This window comes from Frondihabitans sp. OV104, from assembly GCF_057787745.1.
Window position 1 is genome coordinate 1217314 of sequence record NZ_CM173541.1, and the last position, 17275, is coordinate 1234588.

A 17275-nucleotide genomic window follows, 5' to 3' on the forward strand; every position below is an offset into this window, starting at 1 on the left:
ACGATTCGGCCTTTTGTAAACAACACGTTTCGGCAGTCTGGTGATGAGGCCGGAGCGACCCGTGATTTCTACAGCAGAGTGAGCGCCACGAGCCGCGACATCGCCCGGAGGTACTTCTTGCGGTAGCCGCCGGCGAGCATGTCGGCGCCGAAGACCTCGTCGAGCGGGATGCCCGAGGCCCGCACGGCGACCTGGGCGTCGTACAGGCGGTCGACGAACGCGACGAACCGCAGGGCCTGCGTCTGGTCGTGCAGCGGCCCCACGTTCCGCAGCACGACGGTGTCGAGGCCGTCGATGAGCTTCACGTACTTGGAGGGGTGCACGGTCGCGAGGTGCTCGATGACGGCGTCGAACTCGTCGGCGGAGACCGGCCCGGTCGCGGCTGCGACAGCTGCAGACAGGTCGTCGGCGACGACCGCGTGGGCCTCGACCTCGCGCCTCCGGTAGTCGGTGCCGTCGATGCGCAGGGTGCGGAACCGGCCCGAGAGCGCCTGGATCTCGCGCAGGAAGTCGGACGCCGCGAAGCGGCCCTCCCCCAGTGCGTTCGGCGGGGTGTTCGATGTCGCGGCCATGCGCGAGCCGCCGTCGGCGAGCTCGCCGAGCAGCCGGGTCATGATCATGGTGTCGCCCGGGTCGTCGAGCTCGAACTCGTCGATGCAGATGAGCGCGGCGCCCGACAGCTGCGTGATGGCGCCCTGGTAGCCGACGGCGCCGACGAGGGCGGTGTACTCGATGAAGGTGCCGAAGTACTTCGTTCCGTCGGTGCGGTGCCAGAGCGCCGCGAGGAGGTGGGTCTTGCCGACGCCGAAGCCGCCGTCGAGGTAGAGGCCCGGCAGAGGTCGGGCTGCGTTCCTGCGCGTGAACAGTCGACGGGTGGGCGCCGGGGCCGCAGCGAACGACTGGACGGCCTCGACGGCCTCGGCCTGCGAGGGGTAGGCGGGGTCGGGCCGGTAGTTCTCGATCGACGCCCCGTCGAACTGGCGCGGCGGCACCAGGTGGGCGACGATCTCGGCGGACGTGATGGTCGGGGTGCGCGTGACGAGCGACTCGGTGGTCTGCGTGCTCTCGTCGGCCATGCAGTGGCGCCTCTCGGTGAGTCAGGAGCCGGAGTGCGGGGCGTCCTGTGTGTGTCGCGGTCTTCTGTATGTCAGAGTCGTACGGGCCCGATGCGGCATATCGGCAGCGCGCCTAGCGTTGAGATCCTACGCCGCCAGGCACAGAGAGCACGTGTCGCCGAGAGGCGACGACAGGAGGAGTTTCATGTCAGTCGAAGTCGATCCCGCACCGAAGTTCAGCGAGTACGCGCATCCCGAGCGCCTCGTGTCGACCGAGTGGCTCGCGGAGCACCTCGGCGAACCGGGCCTCGTCGTCGTGGAGTCGGACGAAGACGTCCTGCTCTACGAGACCGGCCACATCCCCGGCAGCGTCAAGCTCGACTGGCACACCGACCTCAACGACCCCGTGCAGCGCGACTACGTCTCGGCCGAGCGATTCGCCGAGCTGCTCAGCGAGCGGGGCATCGCTCCCGACACGACCGTCGTGATCTACGGCGACAAGAACAACTGGTGGGCCGCCTACGCCCTCTGGGTCTTCACCCTGTTCGGCCACGCCGACGTGCGCCTTCTGGACGGCGGCCGCGCGAAGTGGGAGGCCGAGGGCCGCGAGTACACGCTCGACCAGCCGGAGGTCGCGGCGGCCGAGTACCCGGTGCCGGTCCGCGACGACTCGGTCGCCCGCGCGTTCAAAGACGATGTGCTCGCCCACTTCGGCAGCCCCCTCATCGACGTCCGCTCGCCCGAGGAGTACGACGGCTCGCGCACGACCGCGCCGGCCTACCCGGAGGAGGGGGCCCTGCGCGCCGGCCACATCCCGAGCGCCCAGAACGTGCCGTGGGGCAAGGCCGCGGCCGACGACGGCACCTTCCGCTCGGTCGCCGAGCTCGACGCCGTCTACCGCGACGGCGCCGGCCTGCAGACCGGCGACGACGTCATCGCCTACTGCCGCATCGGCGAGCGGTCGAGCCACACCTGGTTCGTGCTGCACCACCTCCTCGGCTTCGAGAACGTCCGCAACTACGACGGGTCGTGGACCGAGTGGGGCTCCGCCGTGCGCGTGCCGATCGTCACGGGCGCCGAGCCCGGCGAGGCGCCGGCGGCGGTCGGCGTCTCGGCCCGATGAGCGAGGCTGACGCGGTGAGCGACGTGGAACCCGGGGCGGCTCTGCCCGAGGCGCTGGCTGAGATCCAGCGCGACTTCCTCGACCTGGGCGTGAAAGACCGCCTGCAGCTGCTGCTCGAGTTCTCGAACGAGCTGCCCGAGCTCCCGCAGCGCTACGCCGACCATCCCGACCTTCTCGAGCAGGTCGTCGAGTGTCAGTCGCCGGTGTTCATCTTCACCGAGGTGGAGGGGGGCCGCGTGCGCCTGCACGCGACGGCTCCGCGCGAGTCGCCGACCACGCGCGGATTCGCCTCGATCATCGCCCAGGGCCTCGATGGGCTCACGGTCGAGGAGGCCCTCGCGGTGCCCGACGACTATCCGCAGACGATCGGCCTCGTCGAGGCGGTGAGCCCTCTGCGCATCCGCGGCATGACCGCGCTGCTCGGCCGGGCCAAGCGGCAGATCCGCGAGCGGGCCGCGGCCCAGTGATCCTCCGGCTCCTGCACCGGTCGCGCGAGGCCGGCCCCGACGTGCCCACGAGCCTCGAGGTCGGCTGCGACGAGACGCAGGAGATCTTGAAGGAGTGGTACCGCCCGCCGGCCGACACGTGGCTGCGGATCAACCTGATCGCGGCGGTCTCGGGTGACGCGGCCGGCGTCGACGGCACGAGCGACTCGCTCTCCAACCCGGCCGACCGCTCGATCCTGCGGGCGATCCGCGACGTCGCCGACGCGGTCGTCGTCGGCGCGGCCAGCGTCCGCGCCGAGGGCTACAGGGTGCCCCTCACCGCCAAGCTCGTCGTGGTTACGAGCTCAGGAGACCTCAGCGGCCACCGCATCGCCCCCGAGCGCGCCGATCGCGTCGTCGTGATCTGCCCCGCTGCGGCTCTCGATCGCGTGCACGAATCGCTCGGGCGTCCGCTGCGAGAGCTGGCGACCGTGCTGGTGTGCCCGGATGTCGCCGGCCGTCTTGCGCCGGCCGACATCGTCGAGGCGCTCCGGGGCGTCGGGCTCAGGTCGCTCGTCTGCGAGGGCGGCCCGTCGCTGGCCGGGCAGTTCCTGCACGATTCGCTCGTCGACGAGCTCTGCCTCTCGACCTCGCCCATCGTCATCGGCAGCGGCCTGCCGGTGTTCGGGACGGAGCGCTTCGACGCGTCGGCGCTCAGCCTCGATCAGCTGCTGATCGACGACCTCTCGTCGCTGTACGCCCGCTGGAAGGTGCTGCCGAACTCCGCGCCGGGAGAGCCTGCAGCCAGCCTCTGATCCGCTGGTCGAAGCGCTCGGGGTCGACGTTCCAGAGCTTGGTGTGCCGGGCGACGGAGTAGCTCTCGATGTCGACGAGGTCGGGTCGGGCTTCGGCCAGCGCCCGGCTCGCGGTCGACGGGACGAAGCCGTCGTCGTCGCTGTGCAGCAGCAGGATCGGCGCGGTCAGCTTCGTCGCGCCGAGCACGAGGTCGAGGGCGTCGAAGTCGATGGGCGTCGACTGGCCGGTGATCGTCGACAGGCGCGCCCCGCCGAGAATCCTGAAGACGGCCCGCTGCACCGACCGCGGCAGGTGCAGGTGGTCGCCCTGGTAGGTGAGCACCGTGCGCCAGTCGACGACCGGCGACTCCAGCACCAGGCCGTCGATCAGGCCGCGGTGCTTCGAGCGGAGCGCGGTCTGCAGCACCAGAGCGCCGCCCATCGACCAGCCCATCAGCACGACGCTCGTCGCCCCGTGCTCGACGGCGTAGTCGACCGCGGCCTCGACATCGGCCCACTCGGTGAGTCCGAGGCCGTACCGGTGGTCGTCGGAATGCGGTGCCTCGCCGTCGTTGCGGTACGAGACGACGAGCGTGGCGTAGCCCTCTTCTCGGAACGCAGGAACTCCGCGCAGCGTCTCCGCCCTCATCACGCCGCGCCCGTGCACGACGACCGCCCACCGGTCGGACATCTCGTCGTGCGTCGGGTCGGCGTCGACGGGCGGCACCAGCCAGGCCGGGGCGGGCCCGATCGGCGTGGCGATCTCGACGTCGGTGAAGGGCAGGCCGAGGTCGGCCGGCCGACGGTAGTACCAGCCGAGGAACCCGCCGCGGCGCGCCTTCGACAGGTCTCCCTCGTCGACGGCCTCGATGTGGCGCACCACGATGCGGCCGTCGTCGCTGATGACGTCGCCCAGGCGGGCGTAGCCGCGGCCGTCGTCGAAGTGGAAGCCGTAGCGGCCCGGAAGCCGGGTGTCGGGTGTCGACTCGAGCGAGACCGTCGCCGACCCGCGGTCGACGGCGACGACGCGGAGCCGCTCGTGGTGCGACTTCGCCGGGGTGACGACGAAGCGGGCGACCGCGTAGGCGAGGCCCGCGAAGCCCGCGACGGCGGCGACGGCGGCGCCTCCGGCCGAGATGGCGGCGATGGTGCCGACCAGGCGGGCGACGGGCTTCGGGGCGCGGCGGAGGGCTTCGGAGTGGTGGACGTCAGGCGTCATGGGGGTCCCTTGGTCGGTCACGCCATCGGGCACCGCATCGGCGTGCCTCTGGCCGCGGGTTCGCTTGCGAGCCTAGTCTTCCTACGTGTCCGATACTCCCTCAGGTGCTCCGATTCTCAGCGGACCCGTGCCTTTCCGCACGGCCGTCGAGGCCATCCGAGCGCTCGAGTCGCGCGACGACCTGGTCGTCACCGAGATCCCCGCGCCGCAGGGCCTCGCGCCCCACGCGTTCGCGCTGGCCGCCGACGTCGTCGGCGTCCGCGGCGTCGCCGACCCGGAGCTCGGCACCGGCCGGTTCATCGTGCTGTACGACGACGAAGAGCCGGAGCCCTGGGGCGGAACGTGGCGGGTCGTCTCGTTCGCGCAGGCCCCGCTCGAGACCGAGATCGGGCTCGACCCGTTCGTGGCCGACGTCGCATGGAGCTGGCTGATCGACTCGCTCGACGCCAGCGGCGCCGCCTACTCGGCGGCGTCGGGTACCGCCACGAAGATCCTCTCGAGCGGCTACGGCGAGCTCGCCCCTCAGGGCGACGGCGCGCTGCTCGAGCTCCGAGCCTCCTGGTCGCCCGGCGACGACGGCCTCGCGCCGCATGTCGCCGCCTGGGCCGATCTCATCTGCACCCTCGCCGGCCTCCCGCCGACGTCCGAAGGAGTCACCCTGCTCGCCTCACGAAGGGTCGGGCGTGACCAGTAGCAGCGCCGCCGACTCGACCGCACCCACCACTCCCGAGGCCGCCGAGGTCGTGGCCGGCGCGTCGTCGTCGGCCGCCGAGACCCTGGCCGCCGCCGTCCGCTCCGCCGACGACGACCACGCCTTCGTCGACGTCATCGACACCCGCGAGGCCTACCTCGCGGCCGTCGACGCCATCGCCGCCGGCACCGGTCCGATCTCGGTCGACGCCGAGCGGGCGTCGGGCTACCGCTACTCGCAGCGCGCGTACCTGATCCAGGTGTTCCGCCGCGGCTCGGGTGTCTTCCTCTTCGATCCGCCGGCTCTCGGCACGATGGTCGAGCTGGGCGAGGCGATCCGCGACGAGGAGTGGATCTTCCACGCCGCGAGCCAGGATCTGGCGTGCCTCCGCGAGGTCGGGATGGACCCGACCCGCATCTTCGACACCGAGCTCGGCGCGCGTCTGGCCGGTTTCGCGCGCGTCGGCCTGGGTGCTGTCGTCGAGGAGCTTCTCGGAATCCACCTCGCCAAGGAGCACTCGGCGGCCGACTGGTCGACCCGGCCGCTGCCGCAGAGCTGGCTCGTCTACGCCGCGCTCGATGTCGAGTTGCTCGTCGACCTCCGCGACGCCATGTACGCCGTTCTCGAAGAGCAGGAGAAGGTCGAGATCGCCGAGGAGGAGTTCCAGGCGACCCTCGAGCGCGAGGCGAAGCCGCCGCGGCAGGAGCCGTGGCGCCGCACGACGGGTCTCTCGACCCTCCGCGGCCAGCGCGCCCTCGGCCTCGTGCGCGATCTCTGGGAGGCCCGCGACGAGTACGCCCGCGAGGTCGACACCGCGCCGGGCCGCCTGCTTCCCGACTCGTCGATCATCGCCGCCGTCCGGGAGAACCCCGCGACGAAGCGCGAGCTCGGTGCCCTGAAGTCGTTCGTCGGGCGTGCCAGCCGCTCCGAGCTGGCCCGCTGGTGGGACGCCCTCGAGCGCGGCCGCGCCAGCTCCGACCTGCCGTCGCTGCGCGGACCGAGCACCGACACGCTGCCCCCGCCCCGCTCCTGGGCCGACCGCGCGCCCGAGGCCGACGCCCGCTACAAGGCGGCGCGCCCGCGGATGCAGCACATGTCGGACGCCATGTCGATCCCGGTCGAGAACCTGCTGACTCCCGACCACCTGCGCCGTGTCGCGTGGGACGCCCCGGCTGTCATGGATGTCGCCCACATCTCGGAGGCCCTCCGCCAGGCGGGGGCGCGCGAGTGGCAGATCTCGGCCACCGCCCCGACCATCACTCAGGCGTTTGTCGAGGCTCACCAATCGCTCGCGGACGGCGGCCCAGCGGCTTCGTAGCAACCCGCAAAGGATGCCCAGCCCACAGGTGTCGCTCCTAAGATCCAGAGAGATCGAACTCAGGAGGCAATGTGGCCGAGAGAACAGAAGTCGTCTTCGTCGACGGGGTCCGCACCCCGTTCGGGCGCGCGGGCGACAAGGGCATGTACTGGCAGACGCGAGCGGACGACCTCGTCGTCAAGGCGATGAAGGGGCTGCTGGGTCGCAATCCCGGGCTCGATCCCGCCGACATCGATGACGTCGCCATCGCCGCGACGACGCAGACCGGCGACCAGGGTCTCACCCTGGGCCGGACGACGGCTCTGCTGGCCGGACTCCCCCGCAGCGTGCCCGGCTACGCCATCGACCGCATGTGCGCCGGCGCCATGACCAGCGTCACCTCCGTCGCCGGTGCGATCGCGTTCGGCGCCTATGACTTCGCCCTCGCCGGCGGCGTCGAGCACATGGGCCGGCACCCGATGGGGTTCGACGCCGACCCGAATCCGCGGTTCGTGGCCGAGCGCCTCGTCAGCGGCGAGGCCCTCAACATGGGTAACACGGCCGAGCGCATCCACGACCGGTTCCCGAACCTCACCAAGGAGCGCTCCGACCACTACGCACTCCGGTCGCAGCAGAAGCTCGCGGCCGCCTACGTCGACGAGCACATCCAGCCCGACCTGGTCTCGGTCGCGATCCGCACCGCCGAGGGCTGGGGGCTCGCCGACCGCGATGAAGCGCCGCGCCCCGAGACGACGATGGAGGGTCTCGCCGCGCTCCGTACGCCGTTCCGCCCACACGGCCGCGTCACAGCGGGCAACTCCTCCGGCCTGAACGATGGAGCCACGGTCTCGCTGATCTCGTCCGAAGACGCCGCAGTGCGCGCCGGGCTTGCACCCAAGATGCGCCTGGTCAGCTTCGCCTTCGCGGGCGTCGAGCCCGAGATCATGGGCATCGGCCCCGTCCCGTCCACCGAGAAGGCCCTCCGCAAGGCCGGCCTCTCCATCGACGACATCGGCCTCTTCGAGCTCAACGAGGCGTTCGCCGTGCAGGTGCTGTCGCTCCTCGACCACTTCGGCATCGACGACGACGACCCGCGGGTGAACCCGTGGGGCGGCGCGATCGCCGTCGGGCACCCGCTGGCCTCGTCGGGCGTGCGCCTGATGATCCAGCTCGCCCGTCAGTTCGAGCTGCACCCCGAGGTCCGCTACGGTCTGACCGCCATGTGCGTCGGCCTCGGCCAGGGCGGCAGCGTCATCTGGGAGAACCCGCACTTCGACGGCCGGAAGGGAACGAAATGAGCGTCGACACCGCACAGCTGCTCGAGATGTCGCAGGACGAGGTGGTGACTCACTCGTACGTGAACGACGTGCGCCTTCCCTCGGGCGGGACCCTCGCCCTGGTGACCCTCGACAACGACCGCGACCACCGTCGCCCGCCGACGCTCGGCCCGGTCACGCTCGTCGAGCTCTCGGCCACGCTCGACCGCCTCCGCGAGCGAGCGGCGGCCGGCGAGATCCAGGCCATCGCGGTCACGGGCAAGCCGTACTTCCTCGCGGCCGGCGCCGACCTGTCGAAGGTCGGCCAGATCCCGTCGCGCGAGGCCGGCCGCCAGATGGCACAGCTCGGCCACGAGGCGCTGGGCAAGCTGCACGACGCGGGCGTGCCCACGTTCGTCTTCATCAACGGCCTCGCCCTCGGCGGCGGCCTGGAGATCGCCCTCAACGCCGACTACCGCACCGTCGACTCGACCGCTCCGGCCCTCGCGTTCCCCGAGGTGTTCCTGGGGATCATCCCGGGCTGGGGTGGGGCCTGGCTGCTGCCGAACCTCATCGGCATCGAGAACGCGCTGAACGTGATCGTCTCGAACCCGCTGAAGAACAATCGCACGTTGAAGGCCGCGGAGGCCTACGAGCTCGGGATCGCCGACGCGATGTTCGGATCGGCCTCCTTCCTCGAGGACAGCATCGCCTGGGCAGACGGCGTCGTGAGCGGTCGCATCACGGTGAAGCGCCCGCACGCTCCCGGCAAGGTGGAGCGCGCCCTCAAGTGGGACGCCGCGATCGGCATCGCCCGCAAGACGCTCGAGAAGCGCATCGGCACGGTCGCCAAGTCGCCGTACGCCGCTCTCGAGCTGCTCGCCGGGGCCAAGAAGGCGACGCGCGAAGAGGGGTTCCGGGCGGAGGACGAAGCTCTCGCCGACCTCGTGTCGGGCGACCAGTTCCGGGCGTCCATCTACGCCTTCGACCTCGTGCAGAAGCGAGCCAAGCGCCCGGCAGGCGCGCCGTCGCCCGACCTCGCCCGGAAGATCACCAAGGTCGGCATCGTCGGCGCGGGCCTCATGGCCTCGCAGTTCGCCCTGCTGTTCGTCCGCAAGCTGAAGGTGCCGGTGGTCATCACCGACATCGACCAGGAGCGCGTCACCCGCGGCGTCGACGGCATCCGCGCCTCGATCGACGAGATGCAGGCGAAGGGCCGCGTCTCGCCCGACGAGTCGAACCGGCTGAAGGCGCTCATCTCAGGCACCACCGACCTGGCCGACTTCGCCGACTGCGACTGGGTGATCGAGGCCGTCTTCGAAGAGCTCGGCGTCAAGCAAGATGTCTTCTCACGCGTCGAGAAGGTCGTCGGCGAGGAGTGCGTGCTGGCCACCAACACGTCGTCGCTCTCGGTGACGGCCATCGGCTCGGTTCTCTCGAACCCGTCGCGCCTCGTGGGGTTCCACTTCTTCAACCCGGTGGCCGTGATGCCGCTGGTCGAGGTGGTGAACACCGAGGCGACCGACGACGAGACCCTCGCGACCGCCATGGTCGTGGCGAAGACGCTGGGCAAGAGCGCTGTCATCACAGCAGACGCCCCTGGGTTCGTCGTCAACCGGGTGCTCGCGAAGCTGCTCGGCGAGGCGATGCACGCGGTCGAGACTGGCACCCCGTTCGAGGTCGTCGACCGGGCCACGGCGCCGTTCGGCCTTCCCATGACGCCGTTCGAGCTGCTCGAGCTCGTCGGACTCACCGTCGGCGCCCACGTGCTCGACACGCACCACGCCGCGTTCCCCGATCGGTTCTTCGAGAGCGAGGCGCTGCACCGGCTCGCCGACTACGGTCACATCTTCTCGCGAGACGCCAAGGGCAACCGGACCGGGTTCGACAGGCGCGCGGTCGAGATCGTGGGCGGCTCCGGCACGGCGATGACGCAGGCCGAGCTGCAGCAGCGCATCGAGGACGGCCTCGCCGACGAGATCGGCCGCATGCTCGACGACGGTGTCGTCGCGGCGGCGGAGGATGTCGACCTGTGCCTGATCCTCGGCGCGGGCTGGCCGTTCCAGATGGGCGGTGTGACGCCATACCTCGACCGGGTCGGGGCATCCGATCGCGTACGCGGCCGCAGGTTCCACGAGCCGGCGATCGTCGGCGTCGCCTAGCCGCCCGCCAGATCCTCCCGCTCGGCCTCTCCGTCAGTCCGCGGACTGTCGGAGAGGCCGACCTGGAGGGTTCTGCCCTGTCAGGAGTCAGTGGCGCCAGACGAGCAGGCCTACCGCCTACTCGCGCGTGCGGCTCGCCGGCTCGCCCTCGCGCCTGGCCACGGGCAGCTTCGAGCCGAGGACCATCGCGGTCACGTCGCGCGCGACGGCCTGAGCCGTGAGCCCGGCGGCCGCGAAGATCTCGGAGCGCGAGGCATGGTCGATGAACTCGTCGGGGAGGCCGAGCTCGGTCACGGCGGTGTCGACATCAGCGGCCCGCAGGTCTTGCCGCACCCTCGTGCCGATGCCGCCGACGCGCACGCCGTCTTCGATCGTCACGACCAGACGGTGCTCGGCGGCGAGCTCGATGATCGACGCAGGAACGGGCACCACCCACCGCGGGTCGACGACGGTCGCCCCGATGCCCTGATCGGCCAACCGCTCGGCGACGTCGAGGCCGAGTCGCGCCATCGGCCCCACCGCCATGATGAGCACGTCGGGCCGGTCGCCGCGGGCCAGCACCTCGACGCCGTCGTGGAGCCGTTCGAGCGCCGGGATGTCCGTGCCCACCTCGCCCTTCGGGAACCGCACCACCGTGGGTCCGTCGTCGACCGTCACGGCCTCCCGCAGCTCCTCCCGGAGGCGGGTGGCGTCGCGGGGTGCGGCGATGCGGATTCCGGGGACGACCTGGAGGATCGCCAGGTCCCAGATGCCGTGGTGGCTCGGTCCGTCGGGGCCGGTGACCCCGGAGCGGTCGAGCACGAACGTGACGCCGGCCTTGTGCAGACCGACGTCCATCAGCACCTGGTCGAAGGCGCGGTTGATGAAGGTGGCGTAGAGCGCCACGACGGGGTGCAGGCCGCCGTAGGCGAGGCCGGCCGCCGAGGCGACGGCGTGCTGCTCGGCGATGCCCACGTCGAGCACGCGCTGGGGGTACTTCTCCGCCATGCGGTGCAGGCCGACGGGGCGGAGCATGGCGGCGGTAATGCCCACGATCCTGCGATCGTGATCTGCGATCGAGACGATCTCGTCGGCGAAGGTGCTGGTCCAGCCGGGCGCGCTCGACGGGTCGAGCGCCTCGCCGGTCTCGGGGTCGATGTGGCCCACGGCGTGGAACTGGTCGGCGGCGTCTTGAAGGGCCGGCTCGAAGCCGCGGCCCTTCTGCGTGATCGCGTGCACGATGACCGGGGCGCCGTAGTTCTTGGCCTGCTCGAGCGCCTCCTCCATCGCGGCCTGGTCGTGCCCATCGACCGGCCCGATGTACTTGATGTCGAGGTTCGAGTAGAGCGCCTCGTTGTTCGTGAAGCGGCTCAGGAAGCCGTGGAGGCCTCCCCGGACGCCGCGGTAGAACGCGCGGGCCGGCGAGCCCAGGTGGTCGAAGGCGGCACGCGACGTGACGTGCATGTCGCGGTAGGCCTGAGCCGTGCGCACCGAGTTCAGGAACCGCGCCATGCCGCCGATGGTCGGCGCGTACGAGCGCCCGTTGTCGTTGACGACGATGATCAGGCGACGCGTGTTGTCGTCGCTGATGTTGTTCAGGGCCTCCCACGTCATGCCGCCGGTCAGGGCGCCGTCGCCGACGACCGCGACGACGTGGCGGTCGCCGTGGCCGGTGAGGGTGAAACCGCGCGAGAGTCCGTCGGCCCAGGAGAGCGACGACGACGCATGCGACGACTCGACGATGTCGTGCACGGACTCGCTGCGCTGCGGATAGCCGGCGAGGCCGCCCTTGAGGCGCAGGTTCGAGAAGTCCTGTCGCCCGGTGACGAGCTTGTGGACGTACGACTGGTGGCCGGTGTCGAAGACGATCGCGTCTTTCGGTGAGTCGAAGACGCGGTGGAGGGCGAGGGTCAGCTCGACCACTCCGAGGTTCGGGCCGAGGTGGCCGCCCGTCTTCGAGACCTCGGTCACGAGGAACTTCCTGATCTCGGCAGCCAGGGTGAGCATCTGCTCGTGGCTGAGTCCGTCGAGATCGCGGGGACCGTGGATGGTCTCGAGAAGGCTCATGGTGCTCGCTTTCCGTGACCCGGGTACGTCGGCCACGTCTGAAGTTTAGGCGTCGAGGCCTGTTAAAGGACGAACGCCCCGCACCCCGATACGAGGGGTGCAGGGCGATCGCTCGAGAGGACTACACCAGAGAACGCAGGACGTACTGGAGGATCCCGCCGTTGCGGTAGTAGTCGGCCTCACCGGGGGTGTCGATGCGGACGACGGCGTCGAACTCGACGGTCTGCTTGCCCGCAGGCGAGTGCTCCGTCGGCTCGGCGGTCACGTGGACCGTCTTCGGCGTCGTGCCGTCGTTCAGCTCGGTGAGCCCGGCGATGCTGATCGACTCGGTGCCGTCGAGGCCGAGGGAGTCCCAGGTCTCGCCCGCGGGGAACTGCAGCGGGACGACGCCCATGCCGATGAGGTTGGAGCGGTGGATGCGCTCGAAGCTCTCCGTGATGACCGCCTTGACCCCGAGCAGCGAGGTGCCCTTGGCCGCCCAGTCGCGCGACGAGCCGGAGCCGTACTCCTTGCCGGCCAGGACGACGAGCGGGGTGCCCTCGGCCTGGTAGTTGGCGCTGGCGTCGTAGATGAACGACTGCGGGGCGTCGGGCTTCGTGAAGTCGCGCGTGTAGCCGCCCTCGACGCCGTCGAGGAGCTGGTTGCGCAGGCGAATGTTCGCGAACGTTCCGCGGATCATGACCTCGTGGTTGCCTCGGCGCGAGCCGTAGCTGTTGAAGTCCTTGCGCTCGACCCCGTGCTCGGCGAGGTAGCGGCCGGCCGGGCTGTCGACCTTGATGGTCGAGGCGGGGCTGATGTGGTCGGTGGTGACCGAGTCGCCGAGCTTCGCGAGCACACGGGCACCCGAGATGTCGGTGACCGGGGTCGTCTCGATCGTCATGCCCTCGAAGTACGGGGGCTTGCGCACGTAGGTCGACTCGTCGCTCCACTCGAAGGTCGAGCCCTCGGGGGTCGGGAGTCCGCGCCAGCGCTCGTCGCCGTCGAAGACGCCGGCATACTCGTGCGTGAACATGCCGGTGTCGATCGACTCGTCGATCGTCTTCTGCACCTCGGAGGCCTCGGGCCAGATGTCGCGCAGGTAGACGTCGGCGCCCGACTCGTCGACTCCCAGAGCATCGGTCTCGAAGTCGAAGTTCATCGAGCCGGCGAGGGCGTAGGCGATGACCAGCGGCGGAGAGGCCAGGTAGTTCATCTTGACGTCGGGGTTGATGCGGCCCTCGAAGTTGCGGTTGCCCGAGAGGACGGCCGTGACGGCGAGGTCGTTGTCTTGCACCGCGGTCGAGATCTCGTCGAGCAGCGGTCCGGAGTTGCCGATGCAGGTGGTGCAGCCGTAGCCGACCGTGTAGAAGCCCAGGTCTTCGAGGTAGGCGGTGAGCCCGGCCTTCTCGTAGTAGTCGGTGACGACCTTCGAGCCGGGAGCGAGCGTGGTCTTGACCCACGGCTTGGCCTTGAGGCCCTTCTGGCTGGCGTTGCGGGCCAGGAGGCCGGCGGCCAGCATGACCGAGGGGTTGGACGTGTTCGTGCAGCTCGTGATCGCCGCGATGGCGACGGCGCCGTGGTCGAGCGTGAACTCCGAGCCGTCAGACAGGGTGACCGGCGACGGCTTCGACGCGTGCGACGGCGTGGCCGAGGCGGCATGGGTGTGGGAGTGCTCGTGAGCCGAGGTCTCGTCTTGGGCGGTGAGACCGACAGGATCGGACGCCGGGAACGTCGCCTCGACGGCCTCGTCGACGCCCGAGTGCTCCTCGGCGTCGGCGTAGTTGCCGAGGTCGACCTCGAACTGGCTCTTGGCCTGCGAGAGCTCGATCCTGTCCTGGGGGCGCTTCGGCCCGGCGATCGACGGGACGACAGTGGCGAGGTCGAGCTCGAGGTACTCGCTGTAGCTCGGCTCGACAGACGGGTCGTGCCAGAGGCTCTGCGTCTTCGCGTACGCCTCGACGAGGGCGACCTGCTCGTCGCTGCGGCCGGTGAGGCGCAGGTAGTCGAGGGTCACGTCGTCGATGGGGAACATGGCGGCGGTCGAGCCGAACTCGGGGCTCATGTTGCCGATGGTGGCGCGGTTGGCCAGCGGCACCGCGCCGACGCCCTCGCCGTAGAACTCGACGAACTTGCCGACGACGCCGTGCTTGCGCAGCATCTGGGTGATCGTGAGCACGACGTCGGTCGCGGTGACCCCGGTCGGGATCACGCCGGACAGCTTGAAGCCGACGACCTTGGGGATCAGCATCGACACGGGCTGGCCGAGCATCGCGGCCTCGGCCTCGATGCCGCCGACGCCCCAGCCGAGCACGCCCAGGCCGTTGACCATCGTGGTGTGCGAGTCGGTGCCGACGAGGGTGTCGGGGTAGGCGCGCAGCACGCCGTCGACTGTGCGCGTGTAGGTCACCTGCGCCAGGTACTCGATGTTGACCTGGTGCACGATGCCCGTTCCGGGCGGCACGACCTTGAAGTCCTCGAACGCGGTCTGGCCCCAGCGCAAGAACTGGTACCGCTCGCCGTTGCGCTCGTACTCGAGCTCGACGTTGCGCTCGAGGGCGTTCTCGGAGCCGAACAGGTCGGCGATGACCGAGTGATCGATGACCAGCTCGGCCGGCGAGAGCGGGTTGATCTTGGTGGGGTCGCCGCCGAGGTCGGCCATCGCCTCGCGCATGGTGGCGAGGTCGACGATGCACGGCACGCCGGTGAAGTCCTGCATGACCACGCGGGCCGGCGTGAACTGGATCTCGGTGTCGGGCTCGGACTCGGGTACCCACGACCCGAGGGCCTTGATCTGCGACTCGGTCACGTTCGCGCCGTCTTCGGTGCGAAGCAGGTTCTCGAGCAGGACCTTGAGGCTGAAGGGCAGCTTGTCGAAGCCCGGTACCGCGTCGATGCGGTAGACCTCGTACGTCTTCTCACCGACGGTGAGAGTGCTCTTCGAGCCGAAACTGTTTACGTCTGACACGTGCCGTCTCCCTTGCGCTGACTGGCCTCATCATCCCGGCGAAACGAACCGCTTCACCAGCAAGGCCAGCCTAAGTCCGCGGCGCCCAGCAGGGCCGCCCGCGTCGATTTATCTTGATGTCGAGATAAATCTAGCACTGTCGCTGCGGTTCGGGCTCGCGACTCTCCCCGGTCGGGGCTTCTCGGCGGCGAGAACCCCCGACCTGGGCAGATGGCGCAGGAACTGCGCGCCGGCTACGACGCAGCAGCCTCGTCGGCGGCGCGCGCGGCGTAGACCGTCCGCACCAGCAGCCACGTCACCCAGAGCATGGCCGCATAGAACGGCACGCCCAGGATGAGCTTCATGGCGCCGAGCAGCGACACGTCGTTCGCCAGGAAGAGCGGCACCTCGACGGCGAGGCGCACGGCGAAGAGCAGCACCCAGAGCCAGGTCGCCAGCGTGAGCACGCGTCGCTTGGCGCGGTCGGCTCGCCAGGCTCCGCCCTCGTTCGTGAGCAGGCCGACGACGATGCCGATGAGCGGCCAGCGCGCCGCGAGGCTGACGAGCAGCACGAACGCCGACACGGAGTTGATGACGATGCCCGGGAGGAAGTTGTCGACGGCGCGGCCCGAGAGCAGCGCGAGGGCGGCCGAGATGGCGATGCCCAGCAGGCCCGCGAACGCCTGGGGTACCGGGCCCCGCTGCACGAGGCGGATCACGACGAACACCACTCCCATGGCGACGGGGAAGAGGACGGAGGGCAGGAGTTCCTGCGTCGCCGTGTAGATGACCAGGAACGCGAGACCGGGGAGGATCGACTCGACCAGGCCGCGGACTCCCCCGATCGCCGAGAGCAGGGCGTGGCCGGTGGGCACCTCGCCCGGAGCGACCTGGCCGATGCCGGCGCGCTGCGCGGCCGCGCGCAGCTGGGCCGAGAGGGAGGTGGCGGGCTCGTCGTCGCGGTGGGGATCGGTCACGGCGTCAGACGGTGGTCGTGCCCGCGTCGCCCGGGGTCGACTTCGGCATGTGCAGCGGAATCAGGTCGCGCGGGGGCATGGGCTCGGTGCCGCGCACGACGACGACGCTGCGGAACAGCTCCTCGATCTTCTCGGCGGCCTCGGGGTCGACGGTGGCGTCGCCGGCGATGACGCCGCGCAGGAACCAGCGCGGACCGTCGACACCGACGAAGCGCGCCAGGCGCGAGGTCTGGCCGGCGGTCGCCTCGGCGCCGGCGGCGACGGGGATCTCAGCCCGGATCTCGGGGCCGAACGGGCCCTCGACCTCGCTGGTCGTGCCGCCCTGCTTGCGGATCTGGTCGGCGATCTGGTCGCGGATCTCGTGCCAGAGGCCCGTCGAGCGCGGCGCGGCGAAGGGCTGCACCTGCAGCGTCGACTTGGCGAAGTCGAGACCGACGGCGACGACTCGCTTGGAGCCCTCTTCGACTTCGAGGCGGAGGTGCAGGCCCTCGCGCGGCACGATCTTGACGCCGCCCAGGTCGACGTAGGGGCGCACCGGGTTGGCCTCGGTCTCGTCGAGCGGGCCCTCTTCGGCACGGTCGGCGGGCGCGGACTTGTCGTCGAAGATGAGAGAGGTCTCGGCCTCTTCGGCCTCGACCAGCTCGACCGCGTCGTCGTCGCTCGCGATCTCGACGGCGTCGACCTCGACCGACTCGACGGCCTCTGCTTCTGCGGCTTCGCGCCGGGACTTTCTGCTCATCAGTTGCCTTCTGTCGGGGCGCCCTCGGCGGGCGCGGTTGTCGAGGTGCCGGTCGATGCGGCTGCTGGAGGGGTGGACGCGGCGAAGGCCGTCGTGCCGGTCGAGCCGAAGCCGCCGGCGCCGCGGGCGCTCTCGGGGAGCGTCTCGACGGGTACGAAGGCGGCGCGCACGACGGGCATCACGATCAGCTGGGCGATGCGGTCGCCGACCCCGACCTCGAACGCGGTGCGGGGATCGGTGTTCAGCAGGGTCACCTTGATCTCGCCGCGGTAGCCCGCATCCACGGTGCCCGGGGAGTTCACGACGGTGATGCCGTGCTTGGCGGCGAGACCCGAGCGCGGCACGACGAATGCGACGTGGCCCTCGGGGAGGGCGATCGAGACGCCGGTCGAGACGAGTGCGCGCTCACCGGGCTTGAGCGTGAGGCTCTCGCGACTGGTCAGGTCGGCGCCGGCGTCGCCGGGGTGCGCGTACGAGGGTGCGTCCGCCTCGCCCAGCGGGGCGAACGGGACATCGAGTGGCTGAGGCACGTGTCGAGGGTAGTGCAGAAGTCTGGTCGAATAGTCCT

The 17275-nt window shown here is 70.5% G+C and carries 14 protein-coding genes; 7 read left to right on the forward strand and 7 right to left on the reverse strand.

What is annotated here, in order from left to right:
- Nucleotides 1-68: 68 nt before the first annotated feature.
- Nucleotides 69-1076 carry a cell division protein ZapE gene (gene zapE, locus AC3CBB_RS05755; RefSeq protein WP_488626304.1) on the reverse strand — a complete coding sequence of 336 codons (1008 nt, stop codon included), beginning with the start codon at nt 1074-1076 and terminating at the stop codon, nt 69-71.
- A 184-nt stretch (nt 1077-1260) separates the two neighbouring features.
- On the opposite strand from zapE, the gene AC3CBB_RS05760 reads away from it, so the two are divergent.
- From AC3CBB_RS05760 to AC3CBB_RS05770, 3 genes are read left to right on the forward strand one after another with little or no spacing between them, the layout of a single operon-like run.
- Nucleotides 1261-2178, forward strand: coding sequence for a sulfurtransferase (locus AC3CBB_RS05760; RefSeq protein ID WP_488626305.1), 918 nt, complete (start codon nt 1261-1263; stop codon nt 2176-2178).
- Between the two features lie 14 nt (nt 2179-2192).
- Nucleotides 2193-2645: a SufE family protein gene (locus AC3CBB_RS05765; RefSeq protein ID WP_488626306.1), complete on the forward strand. Its 453-nt coding sequence runs from the start codon at nt 2193-2195 to the stop codon at nt 2643-2645.
- On the forward strand, nt 2642-3418 hold the full coding sequence (locus tag AC3CBB_RS05770) for a dihydrofolate reductase family protein (protein WP_123504651.1): 777 nt from the start codon (nt 2642-2644) through the stop codon (nt 3416-3418). The genes AC3CBB_RS05765 and AC3CBB_RS05770 overlap by 4 nt, the downstream gene beginning before the upstream one ends.
- On the opposite strand, the gene AC3CBB_RS05775 is transcribed toward AC3CBB_RS05770, so the two are convergent.
- On the reverse strand, nt 3318-4616 hold the full coding sequence (locus AC3CBB_RS05775) for an alpha/beta hydrolase family protein (protein WP_488626307.1): 1299 nt from the start codon (nt 4614-4616) through the stop codon (nt 3318-3320). The two genes, AC3CBB_RS05770 and AC3CBB_RS05775, sit on opposite strands and share 101 nt — an antisense overlap.
- Nucleotides 4617-4743: 127 nt before the next feature.
- On the opposite strand from AC3CBB_RS05775, the gene AC3CBB_RS05780 reads away from it, so the two are divergent.
- From AC3CBB_RS05780 to AC3CBB_RS05795, 4 genes are all read left to right on the forward strand, one after another.
- On the forward strand, nt 4744-5310 hold the full coding sequence (locus tag AC3CBB_RS05780) for a DUF3000 domain-containing protein (RefSeq protein WP_488626308.1): 567 nt from the start codon (nt 4744-4746) through the stop codon (nt 5308-5310).
- Nucleotides 5300-6625, forward strand: a complete 1326-nt coding sequence (locus AC3CBB_RS05785; RefSeq protein ID WP_488626309.1) for an HRDC domain-containing protein — start codon at nt 5300-5302, stop codon at nt 6623-6625. The genes AC3CBB_RS05780 and AC3CBB_RS05785 overlap by 11 nt, the downstream gene beginning before the upstream one ends.
- Nucleotides 6626-6696: 71 nt before the next feature.
- Nucleotides 6697-7902 carry a thiolase family protein gene (locus AC3CBB_RS05790; protein ID WP_488626310.1) on the forward strand — a complete coding sequence of 402 codons (1206 nt, stop codon included), beginning with the start codon at nt 6697-6699 and terminating at the stop codon, nt 7900-7902.
- A complete protein-coding gene (locus AC3CBB_RS05795; RefSeq protein WP_488626311.1) occupies nt 7899-10022 on the forward strand; it encodes a 3-hydroxyacyl-CoA dehydrogenase NAD-binding domain-containing protein in 2124 nt (707 codons plus the stop codon). Before AC3CBB_RS05790 ends, AC3CBB_RS05795 begins: the two co-directional genes overlap by 4 nt.
- A gap of 117 nt (nt 10023-10139) precedes the next feature.
- Here AC3CBB_RS05795 and dxs read toward each other — a convergent pair whose 3' ends face one another.
- The 5 genes from dxs to dut all read right to left on the reverse strand — a co-directional run bounded on the left by dxs (nt 10140) and on the right by dut (nt 17237).
- On the reverse strand, nt 10140-12068 hold the full coding sequence (gene dxs / locus AC3CBB_RS05800) for a 1-deoxy-D-xylulose-5-phosphate synthase (RefSeq protein WP_488626312.1): 1929 nt from the start codon (nt 12066-12068) through the stop codon (nt 10140-10142).
- A 121-nt stretch (nt 12069-12189) separates the two neighbouring features.
- The gene (gene acnA, locus AC3CBB_RS05805; RefSeq protein WP_123504657.1) at nt 12190-15012 is read right to left on the reverse strand and encodes an aconitate hydratase AcnA; all 2823 of its coding nucleotides are present in this window, start codon (nt 15010-15012) and stop codon (nt 12190-12192) included.
- 233 nt (nt 15013-15245) lie between these two features.
- Complete coding sequence (locus AC3CBB_RS05810; protein ID WP_488626313.1) at nt 15246-15968, reverse strand: DUF3159 domain-containing protein; 723 nt, start codon at nt 15966-15968, stop codon at nt 15246-15248.
- Nucleotides 15969-15972: 4 nt separating this feature from the next.
- Complete coding sequence (locus AC3CBB_RS05815) at nt 15973-16707, reverse strand: DUF3710 domain-containing protein (RefSeq protein ID WP_488626314.1); 735 nt, start codon at nt 16705-16707, stop codon at nt 15973-15975.
- Complete coding sequence (gene dut, locus AC3CBB_RS05820) at nt 16707-17237, reverse strand: dUTP diphosphatase (RefSeq protein ID WP_488626315.1); 531 nt, start codon at nt 17235-17237, stop codon at nt 16707-16709. The genes AC3CBB_RS05815 and dut overlap by 1 nt, the downstream gene beginning before the upstream one ends.
- Nucleotides 17238-17275: the final 38 nt, after the last annotated feature.

Coding starts and splice junctions, on each gene's coding strand:
- zapE (WP_488626304.1), bottom strand. CDS start 1,076: ATGGCCGACGAGAGCACGCAGACCACCGAGTCGCTCGTCACGCGCACC.
- AC3CBB_RS05760 (WP_488626305.1), top strand. CDS start 1,261: ATGTCAGTCGAAGTCGATCCCGCACCGAAGTTCAGCGAGTACGCGCAT.
- AC3CBB_RS05775 (WP_488626307.1), bottom strand. CDS start 4,616: ATGACGCCTGACGTCCACCACTCCGAAGCCCTCCGCCGCGCCCCGAAG.
- AC3CBB_RS05795 (WP_488626311.1), top strand. CDS start 7,899: ATGAGCGTCGACACCGCACAGCTGCTCGAGATGTCGCAGGACGAGGTG.
- dxs (WP_488626312.1), bottom strand. CDS start 12,068: ATGAGCCTTCTCGAGACCATCCACGGTCCCCGCGATCTCGACGGACTC.
- AC3CBB_RS05815 (WP_488626314.1), bottom strand. CDS start 16,707: ATGAGCAGAAAGTCCCGGCGCGAAGCCGCAGAAGCAGAGGCCGTCGAG.